This window comes from Flavobacterium sp. GP15 (assembly GCF_014281985.1).
In the GTDB taxonomy this organism is placed as follows: Bacteria; Bacteroidota; Bacteroidia; order Flavobacteriales; family Flavobacteriaceae; genus Flavobacterium; species Flavobacterium pygoscelis.
In genome coordinates this window covers 574,716-592,027 of record NZ_JACFTC010000002.1, presented here as the reverse complement: position 1 = coordinate 592,027, position 17,312 = coordinate 574,716, and the positions used below count along the sequence as shown (strand labels likewise).

Below are 17,312 nucleotides of genomic sequence, written 5' to 3'. Positions count from 1 at the left end.
TCAATTCTGATCAGTTAAAATTCAACTTTCTTCTAGCTTTGTCAACAGCCTTTATAGCAAACATGAATGGCATATTTATTAATGCCTTAATCATATTTTCACTCTTAAGTTCATTAAATCTTATTTCTTTATTTAAATTACTAATCCTAGATATAATTAAATCATCATATAAATTATTTGTTTCAGCATTAAAAAATTCCAAAAGTTTAATATGCTGATTGAATACGAACTCAGTGTTGGCTCCAATAGTAGCAGTTGCACTACTACCTGAAAAACTAATTCTATAAACTGACATTATATCTTTTAGGAAATATATTTTTCCAGCATGTCTTAGTAACAGTGCTAGCGTAAAATCACCGCTGTAAATTTTACCAATCCATTCAGGGAGAGGAACTATATATTCTCTTTTGAACACCATACTTGCTGTAGGAATGACCCATTTATTAACAATTGTTTCCATTGACAGATCTTGAGAAGTATTGTCTTTATAAAAAATTTCTGACGTATTACCACTACCTTCATACAAATTTATAGCGTTGTGACAACTCATTGAATAAGTTGGATTGTCTTCTAAAAAATTAATTTGTTTTTGCAATTTAACTGGATCGGTCCAATAATCGTCGCCTTCGCAAACGGCAATATATTTACCTATTGCTTGTTCCAATGCCCAAATAAAATTAGGCATCATTCCTTTGTTAACTTTATGTTTAATGTACTTAATTAAAATATTTTCAGGAATCGCTTTATTAGCTAAAAAACTTTTAACTACATCATCAGAAGCGTCTGGTGAATTGTCGTTAGCTATAATTAATTCAACCTGAAAATCACATTTTTGCATTAAGACGCCTTCAATGGATTTTATGATATAGTTTTCATGACCAAAGGTAATCATTACAACGGAAACTGTTGGTTCTGTCATTTATTGAAAATTAAGTGGTTCTAATTCTTTAATCACTGTCGCGGGAACCCCAACTGCAACACAATTATCAGGGAGATCTTTTGTCACAACAGCACCTGCTCCTACAATAACGTTCTCTCCAATCTTAACTTTAGGCAAAATAATAGCGCCTGCACCTATTTGCGTATAAGATCCTATCTCCACATTACCAAGAAGGGTAACATTAGGCGATAATTCAACAAAATCATTTACAATACAGTCATGGGTAATTATAACATTATAATAAACAATACATCCCTTCCCAATTTTTACCGAATTTGAAAAAATAGCGGCACTTAAAATATTTGACCCAGCACCTATCTCAACATCGTATTTACCTATTTGCGCTGTAGGACTAATCGTAGAACAAAATAATCCCCCTAAATTTTTGAATTTAAGATATAATTTATATCTTAAATGCGGATTTCCTATTCCGATACTAAAACTATTTCCATACTTTTTAAAATGTTCTTTCACTTGCTCTTCAGTCTTTAATACAGGCAATACGTTAAAAAGTAAATTTGAACTATCGAAAGTAACATCATCATAAAAAGCTAATCCTTCTAATTGTTTTAATTGATGTAAAACCTCTAAAATTTCTTTAGCAAAACCTTTTGCTCCAATTATTAACATATTTTAATTATTTTGAACTCTTAATATTAATCTACATATTAAATCTACTTCTTCCAAAGACAAATCAGGATATAACGGTAAACATAAAATACATTTCGCTACTTTATCCGTAATTTCGAAATCCATCGGCTCCAAATAAGGCAAAGTATTTGCTAAAGAAGGATAAAAATACCGCCTCGTAAAAATTTCATTACTTTTTAAATACTCCATGCATTTTAACATTAATTCCTCACTTTCAAAAACAATTGGATAATAGGCATAATTGTTTTCAGAATATATCTTCCAAATAGGCCGTCTTGCTTTTAGGGTTACTAAATTCTCATCATACCGCACTGTTAACTCTTTTCGCTTTTGAGATATTTGATCAAGATAATCTAAATTAACCAAACCCATGGCAGCATGAAATTCAGAGTTTTTTCCGTTGATTCCCAATTCGGCGAAAGCTTCGGGTCCATCAAAACCAAAATTACGAATATAAGCTAGTTTTTTTAGTAACGCTACATCTTTTGTAAAAATTAATCCTCCTTCTATAGAATGGTATAATTTTGTAGCGTGCAAACTGCAGGTAGAAATATCACCATATTCAAAAATAGATTTGCCATTAATTTGCACACCAAAAGCATGTGCTCCATCATAGATAACTTTTAGATTATGTTTTTTGGCAATTTTTTGAATTTCAATCACATCGCAAGGATTCCCATAAACATGTGTTGCGAGAATAGCTTCTGTATTTTCAGTAATTGCAGCCTCAATTTTAGATGAGTCAATGTTTAGAGAATTTACTTCTATATCAACAAAGACAGGTGTACATCCTTCCCAAACAATACTACTAGTGGTAGCAACAAATGAAAAAGGCGTTGTAATAATCTCCCCTTTTAAATCCAATGCTTTTATAGCCATTTGCAGCGCTACCGTGCCATTGGTAACAAATAAGAGGTGATTAACTTGTAAATGCTTTTTTAATTTCATTTCCAACTCACTTGCCAAAGGCCCCATATTGGTAAGCCAGTTGCGTTGCCAAATCCCAGTTAAATATTTCGAGTACGCTTCCTGAGGAGGAAGAAAGGGTTTTGTTACGGGTATCATTTGCGTTTAATTATATGAATTAATTCAGTCAAAGAATTTATTTTAAATAGGTATGAAAAACTTAAAAACAACAGAGCACCAATTAAACTACCAAATGTAATTCTACTAAAATCATTTAAAGAATTGACTGCCCAGAATATATCACAAATATATACTACACCTCCTATGAAAATACTTAAACCTATAGTTGGTAGTAAATCTTTTGTTTGTTCCCATGCAGAATACCTTAAAAACTTACCACTATAATGGGTATTAATAAAAAAAGCTAAGATTGAAGAAAGAACGCTACCATATAGCAAGCCATAAATACCAAATTGAAATGATATACCAATAGCAATTACAGCTATTATCTTTTTTATAATCTCTAATTTCAAAAATAAATCACTACGCCCTTTTACATTTAATATTTGCAAATTATAAGAATGAATAGGATAAAGAATTCCATTTATGCACAAAATTTGAAAATAAGGTACAGCAGGCAACCATTTTTCAGTAAACAAAAAGCGAAATAAAGGTTCTGCTAAAACGGCCATAAAAATAAGTGTAGGTGCCACTAAAAATATCACCATTTGCATAATTTTTTTATAAACACTTTTTAATCGAACTTCATCATTTTGGATTGAAGCAAATAATGGGAATGAAACATTTGCCACTATTGCACTTAGTGTTGAAGCGGGTAACATTTGGAGGGAATTAGCGCGATTGTAAAAGCCTACTTGAGAAGCGGCAAAAAATCTACCTATAATAATAGTGTAGGCATTTGTAAATAGTATGTCTAATATCCCTGAAAATAATAATTTCATTCCAAAATGAAAATGGTATTTGAATTTTTCTATATTAAACAACCAAAGTGGTCTCCATTTACAATGATACCAAAACTGAATAGTCGAAGCCAATGATTGTACTATTGCACTCCAAACTAAGCTCCAAACTCCGTATCCGTGAAAAGCCATAATTACACCAACAATACTACTAAATATCAATGAAGGAATAGAAACCAACATTTGGGTTTTAAAATCCAACATTTTGGATAACCTGGTAATTTGTATTGTTGAGAATGCGTTTATAACAAATGTAACGCTGTAAACGCGAATAATAAGTTGTAACTGTTCTTGGTTATAAAAACTTGCAATAAAGGGCGCACACATGTATATTAAACAGTAAGTAAAGATACTTACTACTAAATTAAAATAAAAAACTGTTGCATAATCCTCTTCATCTGCCTCTAGCGTTCTAATTAACGATTGTGAGAGTCCGCTATTGATAAAGGCTCCTCCTAAAGCGATGAACACTCCTAACATAGCAATAAGTCCAAAATCAGACGGAAGCAAAAGACGAGACAAAATTATAGATACTCCAAAAGTTATAAATTGCGTACCAAAGGTTTGTAAAAAAGTCCAAAAAGCACCCGAAAGTGCTTGTTTCTTAATATCCATTAAAAAAAAAATCTAAAATAGGATTTTTACACATATAATTAAAACATCAAAAACAATTTACTTTAATTTCTCTTTTTCTGCTACTTCTCTTCTCAATCCACTACTCGAAAACCGATGGTCTCTTCGATTAAAATACAAATCTATCCCTTTTTCCTCACAATAGAATCTCCCCGTAAAGTTTGTGTCCTTATACTCATCGCCAACAATACGTACCTCAATTTTAAAAGCACGTAATATATCTTCCAAGTCTTGTTCAGTAGTATAAGGAACTATTTCATCTACAAAACGACAGCCTTTTAACTGAATGTAACGCTCCACCACGGTTTGGGTGGGTTTATTTTTTTCTGGTCTGTCGATCGTGGGATCAGTTTGCAATCCTACAATCAAATAATCACATTGTCGCTTAGCTTCTTCAAGCATTTTGATATGTCCAGCATGTAATAAGTCAAAAGCACTAAACGTAATTCCAACTTTTAAATTATCTCTTTCCATAGTTACGTCAATTGCTTTAAAATTCTTCTCACAATCAAAACTAAAACTATTAGAAACCCAGCAAATATTCCACCTATCAAAATCCCTTTTGCTTTTCCAAATTTTTGTTTTGGCAAAGGCAAAATAGGATGATCAATAATTTGGATTAAGGGCGTTTCTTTACGCAAGGCTACTTTAGCCATTTCGTTTTGCTTTACTAATTCTGTCAGAATAGCTGTATTGGCTTGCACATCTACCTGTCGTCGAGCAGAAGGAGCGCGGCGCACGTTGAGTGCTGGATTAAGCATAAAGGTATTGTCATTAGCAACTGCTACTCCTGTAATTGCCCCATTTAATGCGCCACGTACTGAGTCGGTTTGTTTTTGCAGGATTGCCATGTTTTCCCGTGCCTTCTTGCTCTTCGTATCGATATAGAAATCTGAGACTTCTTTTACTAAGGCCTCGATAAAATATTTGGCAAATAATTCGTTAGTTGAATTTACATCTATGGTAGTAATTGCTATTTTCTTGTCTTTTTGCCCTACTGACAATCCGGTTTTAGATAAATTATCATACATCACTCCCATAATACTATCCTGTACTCTTGTAAAGGATTTGCGATTAGCATTAGGCAAAAACTGTAAAGCCTTAAACTGTGGTTTATTATCCCAATTTTCTCTCCATTTATTTTCCTGGATGTACATTTCCGCTAGTGAAATGGTTTTATTTTTATACACAACGTGTGTCAACAAGGTTTGCTCGACCATCGAGCGAGATTTGAATAACTCGGTCAGATTCGAGCCTGTAAAGATGCTTCCGCCACCGCCGCCTATATCAAAACCGAACGAACTTGCTAGCCCTAAAGCGCCACCTAAACCTCCACCACTTTTTTCATCTTCTAAAGCAAAAGATAAAGACGCCGTATAAATTGGTTTTTTAGTAAAAGAGTAGGTTAAACCTAATGCCGCTCCAATTATTCCTGCTATTACAATTATTTTCCATTGTGACAGTAGGTAATTGAACCATTCTTTTCCTTTTTCTATTAACTCCTTTAACGATATTTCGTCGTTTGGGATTTCTTCGTTCATATTGTCGGTTATGTATTTTTTGTTATCTTATTGTTCTTGATCGATAGTAAGCTAAGATAAGAAACATTTGCTATTGGTTTATATTTTTTAAAATAGTACTCTCATTTTATAGCAATGTATTGATGCGGTTTGTTTAACTTGTTTTCACACTATTAAGCTGATTGAGACTCTGTGAAATATGAAATTATCTATATCAGTTCTTGTTTTTTTATTGAAGATCTCATAGGCCTCTCGACTGCGCTCGAGGTGACATGATCATTAAGTTTAGTTACGATATTATATAAACCTCTCGACTGCGCTCGAGGTGACAGTATTATGAAATATAATTTATTACTATTAAGCCTCTTGACTGCGCTCGAGGTGACAGGTTTATGAAGTATAATTCATTATTATTACTAACGGAAGCCTCTCGACTGCGCTCGAGGTGACAGCTAATAAACAATATAAATCTTACTTAAAAGCTGTTATAATTAATAACGCTAAACTCGAAATTACACTTCCAATTCCTACCCATTCTCCAGTACTCATTTTTCTAACTTCTGGTTTTTCGGGTACTATAATTTGAGAACCTGGTTTTACTTGCGGCGACGATCTAAAAAACAAGAAAGAACTTGTGACTGCCGCTTTACCATTTGGATAAATAATATATGCTTTTCTTCTCCATCCTTTGGCATCTACACCTCCTACCGCATCTAAATAATAGCCGAAAGAGCGTCCGTCTTTGTATGGAATTTCAGAGGTTAAAAGTACATTGCCCGCTACTTTTACTCCTTCATTAAAAATAGCCACCTCGATCTCATCTCCTGGGAACAAGGTTACATTAGCTCTGTTGTTTTGGTTTTTAACGATTGCTTTCCAATCTAAGGGTATTACCGCAAACTTTACTTCTTCTTTGAATTTCTTCTCTAATTTGCTCTGAATGCTATCTTTTTTGCCCAAATTGACATTTACATTTTGAATGTCCTCAATTTGACTTGCTTTAATCGGTCGCTTTATTTTGACACCCTCAATATTGGCTATGTCGGTTAACCCTCCTGCTCTTTGAATGATATCATACACCTTTGATTTTTTACTCACCAATGCGTATTTACCCGCATAAGGTACTGCTCCACTTACTGTCACCATCTCTGGCTTTTCGTACACCGCCATCTTACGAATGCTTACGATATCAAATGGCTTTAGTTGAAAATTCTTGGCTTGTTCATTACTTTCCGGACTGATTTCAATAGCAAATAATTCTGCTTTATTGGGATTTTTAGTGTCGATTTCCTCAGAGGTAATCATACGAGCTACCTCGACTCTTTTAGAGGCTGAACCGGTTAATCCTCCTGCTTGGACAATCAAATCATTTAAAGTGAGATTATCGAAATAATCATATTCCGCTGGTTTCTTTACTTCTCCGTCAATAGTCACTTTAAACTCTTCTCTAAAATCTAAAATAGAGTAAATGGTAATGATGTCTTCTCTTTTTAACAGAATATCTTCCTTTGGATCTCTTTGTAATGCTTTGGCTAAATCAAAATTTACAATTTCATTTGTTAAATCTGATTTTAATCTAATGATGGTTCCTCGCTTGCTGTAGGCATCTTCTTTGAGACCTTCTGCACGTGCAATTACATCTGACACCTTCATTCCCTCAGTAAAAGAATAGAAATCAGGTCTAAATACAGCTCCTTGAATTTTAATACGGTTTTCGAATCGGTTTAAAATTTTAGTCACTTTGATCACATCACCTGATTTAGGCTGGTAAGTTTTGAATTCTTTTTCGCTGACATCTTGCACCTTAAATTCTTTACCTGTTTTTTGAACAATACTTACTGATGCGGTGTAAGCTGATTCATTGAATCCTGATGCAAATGCCAGTACATCAGCAAAGGTTTCTCCTGTTTTTAATTCGAAAATTCCAGGACGTTTTAGCTCTCCCTCCATTGCCACTCTCTGACTGTACGCAGGAATTCGAATGACATCGTTGTCTTTTAAACCTACGTTTGCAGACTGATCTCCATTGACCAGAAATTTGTAAAGATCAATTTTTGTAACTACTTTATTATTACGTATTAACTCAATGTTTCTGTAACTCCCATTTTTACCTGGTCCTCCTGCTAAGTGTAATGCATTGTACACTGTTGCTAAAGAGGATACAGAATAATTTCCTGGTTGTTTTCCTCCGATAATGGTTACTTTTATGGTACGAATACTCCCTAGCGTAACACTTAATTGCGATTGACCAGAAGCTAGTGTACTGTACACTCTACTCATAGCCGATTTAATTTTTTGAGTAGCCGCCTCTATTGTCATCCCTGAGACTAAAATATCTCCTACATATTGAATACTAATCTTTCCTTCGGCACTTACTGGAATGCTCGCATTAAATTCCTGAACACCATATAAGCTCACCTGCAATTCATCTGATGGCCCTAAAATATAATTGACTGGTGTTGCTAATTTAAGATTGGGTTCAAAATTTAGGCTTGGATTATCAAAAAGCTCAGAACCAAAAATCAAGCTATTGACCGAATCTTTTATTTTGGGATTCACTATAGGATCTTGTTTTCTAAAAGATTCTTTTTCTTTAGTAGTATTTACTGGAGCATTATTATTTCCCGATTGAACTCTTTGTTTCAATTTTGCAAACTCAGATGCTGCCATTCCCTTAGACAAAGCTATTGGTTCCGCTTGGTCAATTGTCATATTGTTCGCCTGTAGTTGCGACTTTAGCTTTGAAATGTCATTCGCTGATAAATTATCTACATTTAACGTACTAAGATCCGTTTTTTTTAGTAAATCTTGTGCTTGTATTGTGGTGCTTTGAAAAAGAGCAATAAGCAATACAATGGCAGTAACTATTTTTTTCATAAATTATGGTCCTGTGAAAAAAACGACTTTAATGGGGTCGTTCTCTGTTTTGAAATAATTATTTTATTTTATTAAAAAAACTATTAACAGCTTAAAAAGAGAGGTACTCTCATGGCTTCGCCGTAGTGAATCCCAATTTGGGTCGCTAAATAATAACTCTTTTGGCATTCATTTATTTTGAAGTTAAATCAAAAAATAAATTAAATCCTATTTTTGCAAATATACTCTTAAAAAATCATAATCGAAATATTGTTTTAAGAATCCATTTAAATAAAAATTGAACGTAAAAAAAACAAACAATAAATGCCTATTAATCAAAAAAATACGTTTTTAAAATTAAATTTTGACACACTAAAAATCACTGCATTTAGATAGTAAAAATGCTTGATTCTCTATTATAATCACTAGTTCTCACTGCAGAAATATGTCCAAAAAAAACTACAATTCACAATTAATCAATAAAAAACAAATTCTGTTTTTATTACTCCATAAAGCACCTGCTTTTTTATGGCTAAAACTTTTAACTCAATTAGTATGAGTATAAACATGCAACTCCAATTCTAAATTATTTCGGAAAACTTTAAAATCATTTTTTTAAGATTTGATTAACACACCAGACATTAAGATCTATTTATTTGCAAAAAGATATTAATGTAAAGCATTAGAATTAATTAAGAAAAATATATTAACATGCATTTTAAAATGGTGCCAAATCTATTTTTTAATTCAACAAATCCGACTGATCTCGTTCCAGCGCATTGTAAACACTTTTTACGTCTTGAGAAAATTCTTTTTTCAGGATTAAATTAGCAGTGTCCGTATGTACAAAAATAGTATCCTTGATGCCAATAAAAGCCGTATAATTATTAGTTCCTATAACCATATTCCCATTCTCATCTACTGGATGTCCGATGCTAATTAAATAATCGTATACTGATTCGAAAGAACCTAAATCTGACCATTCAAAATGAGAAGAAACTACTTTTATTTTTTTGGAACGTTCCATTATCGCATAGTCCACACTGATCGAAGGGATATTTAACGAAAGTTCTAAGTCTAAATTACCGTCCTTATGGTTTTCCCAGGCTAATTTAGATGTTTCATACACTTCGGGTGCGTACACTTTTAATTCCTCCAGAAAAACAGACGCTTTAAAACAAAACATACCACTGTTCCAAAGAAAGTTGCCTTTAGCAATAAAATCACGTGCCGAAACCTGATTTGGCTTTTCCCTAAAAGAAACTACATTATCTCCTTTGCGTTCAATATATCCATATCCTGTTTCTGGTTTAGTGGGAACAATTCCGAATGTTACAATAAAGCCTTTAGAAGCCTTTTCTATTGCTTCTTGAATCGCGTCTTCGTACAATTGCATTTGACCAATAATATGGTCTGAAGGTGTAACAATAAGAATATCATCATCGTTCGACGCAAAAGCAGCAAAGGCAATTGCGGCAGCAGTATTTCTTGGAGTTGATTCGATAATATCAATATAAGCTGTGTCTGATTTCTCTAATACATTTTTGCTTAAATGACAATTATCAATATTACCAACCACCATAACTTTATCCGCAATATTACGGTTTCGATCTACAGTCATTTCAAACAGTGACTTTCCGTCAAAAATATCTAGGTATTGTTTCGGTTTACTCTTTCGTGATAAAGGCCACAAACGGCTTCCCACTCCTCCTGTAAGTATAACGTGTGTAATTGAATGGTTTTCCATACTATAACTTTATAGGTTTGTTTGTTTTTATGAAACTACTATTATTTTTTGTGCAAACTACAATCGTCCATCAACGGAATCTCCTAAAACTCCTTTTACATCGTATACGATACTATTGGGATGTTGCAAATGCTTAAGGTCTAAGTTTAAAAACGCTTCATGAGCTACACCTAAAACTACAGCGTCAAACTTTTCGTTCGGTAAAACATTGGTTGTTTCCAATTTATATTCTTGATAAACGGCAGCTGGATCAGCTAGAGGATCGTAAATAGTAATTGCTATTTCATAATCTTGAAGAGCAGCAATCACATCTACTATTTTAGTGTTTCGAACATCGGGACAGTTTTCTTTAAATGTGATTCCTAACATCAAAATACGCGCTCCATTAACAGAAATCCCTTTCTTAATCATCAATTTAACGATTTGCGAAGCGATGTACTCACCCATACTATCATTTAATCGTCTTCCTGCCAGAATAATCTCGGGATGGTAGCCAAACTCTTGTGCTCTTTGGGCCAAATAATAAGGATCTACACCAATACAATGTCCGCCCACTAATCCGGGTTTGAATGGTAAAAAATTCCATTTCGTTCCAGCTGCTTCTAGTACTGCGTACGTATCAATATCCATAAGATTGAATATTTTAGCTAATTCATTTACGAAAGCTATGTTGATATCGCGTTGAGAATTTTCTATCACTTTGGCTGCTTCTGCAACCTTTATCGAAGGTGCTAAGTGTGTTCCAGCAGTAATAACGGATTGGTATAATTCATTTACTTTTTGCCCAATTTCTGGAGTCGAACCCGAAGTAACTTTTAATATTTTATCAACGGTATGTTCTTTGTCTCCCGGATTAATTCGTTCTGGTGAATAACCAACAAAAAAATCAATATTAAATTTAAGACCCGAAATTCGTTCTAAAACAGGAACACATTCTTCCTCTGTGACTCCAGGATAAACTGTAGATTCGTAAACAACAATATCTCCTTTTTTTAATACTTTGCCCACCGTTTCACTCGATTTATACAAGGGTATTAAATCGGGACGATTGTTTTTATCTACTGGTGTTGGGACTGTAACAATATAATAGTTGCAGTCTTGTATGTCTAAAATATTTGTAGAACAGTACAAACCATTTGAACTACTTGTTTTATCTTTTAGCACTTCATTTAGTGAATCCACACTAATCTCAAGGGTAGTATCGTTTCCTAACTTTAATTCTGAAACTCGTTTTTCATTGATATCAAACCCAACCACACTATGCTTAGTCGCAAACAAACGAGCTAATGGCAATCCTACGTAACCAAGACCTATTACAGCTATTCTTAAATTTAATTTCATTTGTTTACAATAATATCTATCCCGATTACTAGTATTTATACTTTCGATTTTTAAAATAAGCCATTTGAACATTTTTTTGAAACGGACATCCTAATCATAAATCCTTTATTTTAAAATAAATAAAATGGATTAAGATCCTTTTCACACTATCAACGGTTTCAAACTAGACTATTTTTTTTCATCTTCAAAACACATCCTAATGATTCTAAAACCAAAACATAATGGGTGTTTTTAACTTCTTGCACGATCGCTTTTTGATCCGTAAAAGGCCCAGATACTAATTGTATTTCATCGCCAATTTTATAATATTCTACCATTACATCAGCAACATCAGAAGTATCAAGCCATTTTTTTATAATAGTTATCTCTTCCTCTCTTACAATTGCTGGTTTGCCTAACCAAAACAGATAACGTACTACTCCAGAGGATTGAAATATTGTATTCCGATCTGCCTCTTCTAATTTTACAAAAACATAAGAATTAAATAAAGGCACCTCTACTTTTTTCTTTCGATCAGACCATTGTTTTATTTGTGTGACCAATGGACAATAACATTCTATTCCATTTTTTTGCAATTGTTCTGCAACTTTTTTTTCCCATCTGGGCTTTGTATAAACTACATACCAATTCATGCTTTATCTTTTTTTTGTTGTGCTCTGAAACTAATTGCACCACTTACTATAAACTATAAAAACTTTATTTTATTTGCTGTATAAACCATTTTTACACAAAATAGCCTAATCAAATTTAAGAACCTATATTTTGATATACAAAACCAATCTCGCGTAACGCTGCACCATTTAACAAATTTCTTCCATCAAAAATAAACGCGGGTTTTTGCATCGCATTATAAATTTTCTCCCAATCATAGTTTTGAAATTCATCCCATTCGGTAAGAATTGCTATCGCATGAGCATTTTTACATGCTTCATAAGGATCTAAGAAAGAGGTAATACTACTTGCATTTGCAACTGATGATCTTGTCTCTAAATAATTTAAATCATTCAGTATTTTTTCACTTGAAACTTTAGGATCATAAACAGCAATATTGGCATGTTCATTTATCAAATCATCTGCTACGTAAATAGCGGCAGATTCTCTAGTATCATTCGTATCTTTTTTGAATGCCCATCCCAAAAAGGCAATTTTTTTATCCGATACTGTGTTATATAGCGTTTGAACGATCTTATTTGAGAACCTTCTTTTTTGATGGTCATTCATTATTATTACCTGCTCCCAATAATCAGCAACTTCATTCAACCCATAAGATTTAGCTATGTAAACCAAATTTAATATGTCTTTTTGAAAACAAGAACCTCCAAAACCAACAGATGCTTTTAGGAATTTAGATCCAATTCTACTGTCCATCCCAATTGCTTTTGCTACCTCATTTACATCAGCTCCTGTTTTTTCACACAAGGCAGACATTGCATTAATCGAAGAAATTCGTTGTGCTAAAAAAGCATTTGCAGTTAGCTTTGACAACTCAGAGGACCAAACGTTTGTAGTCAATATTTTATCCGTATCAACCCAGTTAGAATACACGTCTACTAAAGATTGAATTGCTTTTTGTCCTTCAAAAGTGGCATCACCACCAATTAGAATACGATCGGGATTCAATAAGTCTTGAACCGCAGTTCCTTCAGCAAGGAATTCTGGATTAGACAAAATCTGAAACTGTACCCCATTCCCAGTGTTATCCAAGATGCTCTTAATCGCTTCTGCAGTTCTTACAGGAAGTGTCGATTTTTCGACTACAATCTTATTGTCTTTCGCTACTCTTGCAATCTGTCTGGCACAAAGTTCTATGTATTTTAAATCAGCTGCCATTCCTTTGCCTTTGCCATAGGTTTTAGTAGGTGTATTTACGGATATAAAAATAATCTGAGCTTCCTCTATCGCTTTATCCACATCGGTTGAAAAAAATAAATTTCTACCTCTAGCTTCACCAACTATCCTGTCTAAACCGGGCTCGTAAATGGGAATATTACTTAAATCTGCATCATTCCACGCCGCAATACGCTCTGTATTCAAATCGACAACTGTGACTTGAATGTGCGGACATTTTTGTGCTATTACTGCCATAGTAGGTCCGCCTACATATCCTGCTCCGATGCAACAAATTTTTGTAATTCCCATTTTTTTAATTCAATTTTTAATTTTGTACTTAGAGCGTCAACTAACGTTCTTTTCTTTTTATTTAAAAAAAAGCTACATCATCTTATTCAGCTCCAGCAACATCGTATTTGTGTATTATTTTTTATTTTAAATTGTTCCAATACCATTCAACAGCTTGTTTTAGTCCTTCTTGCATAGAAAATTGTGGATTATAGCCCATCATTTTTTTTGCTTTGTCAATACTTGCTAAGGAATGCGGAATATCTCCTGCTCTATTTGGACCATACTCAATCTTGATATTGGCTATTTCTGGATCGTATTCTGATAAAAATTCTTTTAAATAATGTATTAAATTATTTAATGTATTTCTATCTCCATAAGCCGTATTGTAAATGGAATTGATTGCTTCAGGATTTTGGGTTAACATCGCCAATTCATTCATTTGAATTACATTATCGATATAAGTAAAATCACGAGAATAATTACCATCGCCATTAATTTTAGGACTTTCGTGTTGCATTAATTGCATCACAAATTTTGGAATAACAGCAGCGTACGCGCCATTTGGATCTTGTTTTCTTCCAAAAACATTAAAATAACGGAGACCAATTGTTTCTAGACCGTACGTAGTGCTAAAAATTTGAGCATACAACTCATTTACATATTTGGTAATTGCATAAGGAGAAAGCGGATTACCAATTACCTCTTCTACTTTTGGTAGGGCAACTGAATCCCCATAAGTAGAAGAACTCGCTGCATATACAAATCGTTTAACTTTTGCATCTCTAGCAGCAACAAGCATATTCAAAAAACCGGTTACATTAACATCATTTGTAGTAATAGGATCGTTTAAAGATCTTGGCACGGATCCTAAAGCGGCTTGATGCAAAACATAATCTACTCCTTGGACGGCAGTTATACAATCCGAAAGATTACGTATGTCTCCTTCAATTAAAGTAAAATTAGGATGATTGATGCAATCTTTTAAATTATGTCTGTGTCCGGTAGCAAAATTATCTAAACAGACTACTTTATTATCCTTAGATAAAAAATACTCACAAAGATTTGAGCCTATAAAACCCGCACCACCAGTAATTAAAATATTTTTTTGTTTGCTCTCTTCCATATTTTTACTTTTGAGATAATCGATACTGAGTTTATTTTTTTATAATCTTTTTTACAATCTTTTGGTATGTCGTCATTGGCTTATCATCTTCATAATATCCATTTGCATAAGCACCATAGCCGTAACCATAGCCATAACCAGTGCCGTACTTCGCTTTGTTTTCTAGACCATTCAAAATTATACTGGTATTATTCAACTCCCCTCGTTTAACTCGATTATTTAATAAGGTAATCATTTCTTTTTTAGTGAAATTTTGTCTTACAATATAAAGTGTAACATCAGCATATTGTACGAGTTCTAACGCATCAGAAACTAAACCAACCGGCGGTGTGTCTAGAATAATGTAATCGTACTTGCCTTTTAATTCTTCAATCAGTTCTCCCATTCTTTCACTAATAATTAGTTCTGCAGGATTTGGAGGAACTGGACCGGATAGAATCACATCTAAATAAGGAATATGAGTTTGGTTGGTAATTTCTTCCACCGTTTTTTGCTTAATTAGATAATTAACAACCCCAACATCATTAGATAAATTAAACTCAGCAGCCAATTTTGGCTTACGCAAATCAAGTCCAATTATAACTGTCTTTTTTTCACTTAAAGCAAATACTGTTGCTATATTTATGGAACAAAAAGTTTTTCCCTCGCCACTTATTGACGATGTAATCATTAAAGTTTTTGCCCCATCTACATTTTGTTTTTTATAAAGAAACTGAAGTGAGGATCGAATGGCTCTAAAGGATTCTGACAAAGCCGATTTGGGTTTATCAAATACCGCTAGATTTGTATTTTCTTTATTGATTCCAACCACACCTATTAATGGAATTTTAGTCATTTTACTAATATCTTCAGCGTTTTGAACTGAATTATTAATAAAGAAAATTGCAAAAATAAAAATCAAGGGGATCAGTATTCCTAAGAATAATGCTAATACATAATTTGCAGAAGTTTTAGGGCCAATTAAACCACCTCCAACATCTTTTGCGGGGTCAATAAAGTGAATGTCTGATAAATTTGCTGCCTTGACAATATCTGCTTCACTTCGTTTTTGAAGAAAAGTGCTGTAAATATTGTCGCTTAAATCATATTTCCTTTTAATTTTAATTAATTCTTGCTGATCCTCTGGAAGTTGCTTTATTGTACTTTCAGTTTCGTTTATCTTACTACTGATCATAGCCAAATCATACTGCAAAGAAGACTTTGCACTAGCAATATTTTCTAGAAGAACATTTTTTACAGCCTCCATTTGATTATCAAAATCACTAAATATCTTTTCGCTTTTTACGGCATAGGCCATTTCAGACCTTTGAGCAGATAACGCTATTAATTTTGAAACATTGACAACAATATTTGGATCTTCGATTCCTGCCACTGATGGCGCTGGAAGTTTTGCGTAATTGACACTATTTTTTAGGTAGGATTTTAAAGAATTATAATAGGCAATTTTGCGATTTACCTCGTCCTTTTTGACGTCAAATTCAACTATTTTTTCTGAGAATTTTACTCCGCCATCCTCAACATCGTAAATGTTTTTGCCTTTCCTAAAACTCTTTAATTCATTTCCGGTCTCTTTCAATTGAGACTCCATAGCCACCAAAGTACTATCTATAAAGGAAATCGTATTCGTAGCAAACTGATTCTTACTATCCAATTGCCTTTTGATCAGCATTTTTACAGTAGCATTCAGGTATTCTACCATTCTTGCTTTATTATTCCCTTGCATCGACAAGGTTATAATAGAACCTCCTTTGTCATCAGATCGAACTCCAATCCCTTTATAACTAGAAACTGTCCCGTCATAATCATTAAAACGAACAAAGTATTCTTTGCCTTTATAAAAACCTGGATTGTCATTTATTTGTAATTTCCAATTCAAAAAGGGCAACGACACTGACTCACCTACTTTATATTTTTTTACGAAATCACCAATTTCAACAGCTGTATTGCTGTAGGAATTAGTAGAATAAGTTAATATAGATACATTTGATGTAGCAAATGGAATTCTAAGTTCGTATTCATTTTCACTTAAAAACTTAATGCCAATTAGATTTCCAACAAGTTGTCCCTTCGACTTATCGATTGCCACGTAAAAAGGAACGGCACCATAAGCATCTACTAAATTGTATTTACCTTGAACTAAATAATCAATATAAAACTGGAGCTTATCTACCACTAACTCATTATGCGATCTAGACTGTAAAGTTGTTGAAATAGTTTGTACCTGATCTGAAGTCCCACCCCAATTAAAAACTAGGCTGGTATTTGAGGTAAAAAGTGGATTGCTTTCTTCTTTGACAGAAATAAGCGTTTCCATAGCATAAATTTTTTCTTTGCGTACGTTGACTTGATACGCAATTGTAAAAGTGATTATTAAACAAATTAAAAACCATTTCCAATAGCTGACAATTTTAATCAAAAACCCTTTGAAGTCAAAATTGACTTGATTTTCAAAAATTGAAAAATCTTTTATATCTAACATTTTCTATGTAAGGTT

The 17,312-nt window shown here is 33.3% G+C and carries 13 protein-coding genes; all 13 read right to left on the bottom strand.

All coding sequences use genetic code 11. From position 1 onward, the window contains the following. Positions 1 to 10: 10 nt before the first annotated feature. Positions 11 to 919 carry a glycosyltransferase gene (locus H2650_RS06830; protein WP_188049985.1) on the bottom strand — a complete coding sequence of 303 codons (909 nt, stop codon included), beginning with the start codon at positions 917 to 919 and terminating at the stop codon, positions 11 to 13. Next, positions 920 to 1,570, bottom strand: coding sequence for an acetyltransferase (locus tag H2650_RS06825; RefSeq protein WP_188049984.1), 651 nt, complete (start codon positions 1,568 to 1,570; stop codon positions 920 to 922). It lies immediately after the preceding gene. A 3-nt stretch (positions 1,571 to 1,573) separates the two neighbouring features. After that, positions 1,574 to 2,656, bottom strand: coding sequence for a DegT/DnrJ/EryC1/StrS aminotransferase family protein (locus H2650_RS06820; RefSeq protein ID WP_188049983.1), 1,083 nt, complete (start codon positions 2,654 to 2,656; stop codon positions 1,574 to 1,576). Then, positions 2,653 to 4,092 (bottom strand): lipopolysaccharide biosynthesis protein, encoded by a 1,440-nt coding sequence (locus H2650_RS06815; protein ID WP_188049982.1) that lies wholly within the window; start codon positions 4,090 to 4,092, stop codon positions 2,653 to 2,655. The genes H2650_RS06820 and H2650_RS06815 overlap by 4 nt, the downstream gene beginning before the upstream one ends. A gap of 57 nt (positions 4,093 to 4,149) precedes the next feature. Then, on the bottom strand, positions 4,150 to 4,584 hold the full coding sequence (locus H2650_RS06810; RefSeq protein WP_188049981.1) for an adenylyltransferase/cytidyltransferase family protein: 435 nt from the start codon (positions 4,582 to 4,584) through the stop codon (positions 4,150 to 4,152). Positions 4,585 to 4,586: 2 nt separating this feature from the next. Then, on the bottom strand, positions 4,587 to 5,651 hold the full coding sequence (locus H2650_RS06805; RefSeq protein ID WP_188049980.1) for a Wzz/FepE/Etk N-terminal domain-containing protein: 1,065 nt from the start codon (positions 5,649 to 5,651) through the stop codon (positions 4,587 to 4,589). A gap of 450 nt (positions 5,652 to 6,101) precedes the next feature. Beyond that, positions 6,102 to 8,507 (bottom strand): SLBB domain-containing protein, encoded by a 2,406-nt coding sequence (locus H2650_RS06800; RefSeq protein WP_188049979.1) that lies wholly within the window; start codon positions 8,505 to 8,507, stop codon positions 6,102 to 6,104. Between the two features lie 721 nt (positions 8,508 to 9,228). Next, the gene (locus H2650_RS06795) at positions 9,229 to 10,233 is read right to left on the bottom strand and encodes a mannose-1-phosphate guanylyltransferase (RefSeq protein WP_188049978.1); all 1,005 of its coding nucleotides are present in this window, start codon (positions 10,231 to 10,233) and stop codon (positions 9,229 to 9,231) included. Between the two features lie 57 nt (positions 10,234 to 10,290). Then, positions 10,291 to 11,574, bottom strand: coding sequence for a nucleotide sugar dehydrogenase (locus H2650_RS06790; protein WP_188049977.1), 1,284 nt, complete (start codon positions 11,572 to 11,574; stop codon positions 10,291 to 10,293). A gap of 158 nt (positions 11,575 to 11,732) precedes the next feature. Continuing rightward, complete coding sequence (locus H2650_RS06785) at positions 11,733 to 12,206, bottom strand: UpxY family transcription antiterminator (protein ID WP_188049976.1); 474 nt, start codon at positions 12,204 to 12,206, stop codon at positions 11,733 to 11,735. A 115-nt stretch (positions 12,207 to 12,321) separates the two neighbouring features. After that, positions 12,322 to 13,713: a UDP-glucose 6-dehydrogenase gene (locus H2650_RS06780; protein ID WP_188049975.1), complete on the bottom strand. Its 1,392-nt coding sequence runs from the start codon at positions 13,711 to 13,713 to the stop codon at positions 12,322 to 12,324. 121 nt (positions 13,714 to 13,834) lie between these two features. Continuing rightward, entirely contained in the window at positions 13,835 to 14,818 is a 984-nt protein-coding gene (locus tag H2650_RS06775) for an SDR family oxidoreductase (protein ID WP_188049974.1), read from the bottom strand. A 31-nt stretch (positions 14,819 to 14,849) separates the two neighbouring features. Then, on the bottom strand, positions 14,850 to 17,297 hold the full coding sequence (locus H2650_RS06770) for a polysaccharide biosynthesis tyrosine autokinase (protein ID WP_188049973.1): 2,448 nt from the start codon (positions 17,295 to 17,297) through the stop codon (positions 14,850 to 14,852). Positions 17,298 to 17,312 lie beyond the last annotated feature (15 nt).

What these genes read in the sequence shown, in the direction of transcription:
- H2650_RS06810 (WP_188049981.1), bottom strand. Translation starts at nt 4,584, where the DNA reads ATGGAAAGAGATAATTTAAAAGTTGGAATTACGTTTAGTGCTTTTGAC.
- H2650_RS06805 (WP_188049980.1), bottom strand. Translation starts at nt 5,651, where the DNA reads ATGAACGAAGAAATCCCAAACGACGAAATATCGTTAAAGGAGTTAATA.
- H2650_RS06790 (WP_188049977.1), bottom strand. Translation starts at nt 11,574, where the DNA reads ATGAAATTAAATTTAAGAATAGCTGTAATAGGTCTTGGTTACGTAGGA.
- H2650_RS06800 (WP_188049979.1), bottom strand. Translation starts at nt 8,507, where the DNA reads ATGAAAAAAATAGTTACTGCCATTGTATTGCTTATTGCTCTTTTTCAA.
- H2650_RS06780 (WP_188049975.1), bottom strand. Translation starts at nt 13,713, where the DNA reads ATGGGAATTACAAAAATTTGTTGCATCGGAGCAGGATATGTAGGCGGA.
- H2650_RS06795 (WP_188049978.1), bottom strand. Translation starts at nt 10,233, where the DNA reads ATGGAAAACCATTCAATTACACACGTTATACTTACAGGAGGAGTGGGA.
- H2650_RS06785 (WP_188049976.1), bottom strand. Translation starts at nt 12,206, where the DNA reads ATGAATTGGTATGTAGTTTATACAAAGCCCAGATGGGAAAAAAAAGTT.
- H2650_RS06830 (WP_188049985.1), bottom strand. Translation starts at nt 919, where the DNA reads ATGACAGAACCAACAGTTTCCGTTGTAATGATTACCTTTGGTCATGAA.
- H2650_RS06815 (WP_188049982.1), bottom strand. Translation starts at nt 4,092, where the DNA reads ATGGATATTAAGAAACAAGCACTTTCGGGTGCTTTTTGGACTTTTTTA.
- H2650_RS06825 (WP_188049984.1), bottom strand. Translation starts at nt 1,570, where the DNA reads ATGTTAATAATTGGAGCAAAAGGTTTTGCTAAAGAAATTTTAGAGGTT.
- H2650_RS06775 (WP_188049974.1), bottom strand. Translation starts at nt 14,818, where the DNA reads ATGGAAGAGAGCAAACAAAAAAATATTTTAATTACTGGTGGTGCGGGT.
- H2650_RS06770 (WP_188049973.1), bottom strand. Translation starts at nt 17,297, where the DNA reads ATGTTAGATATAAAAGATTTTTCAATTTTTGAAAATCAAGTCAATTTT.
- H2650_RS06820 (WP_188049983.1), bottom strand. Translation starts at nt 2,656, where the DNA reads ATGATACCCGTAACAAAACCCTTTCTTCCTCCTCAGGAAGCGTACTCG.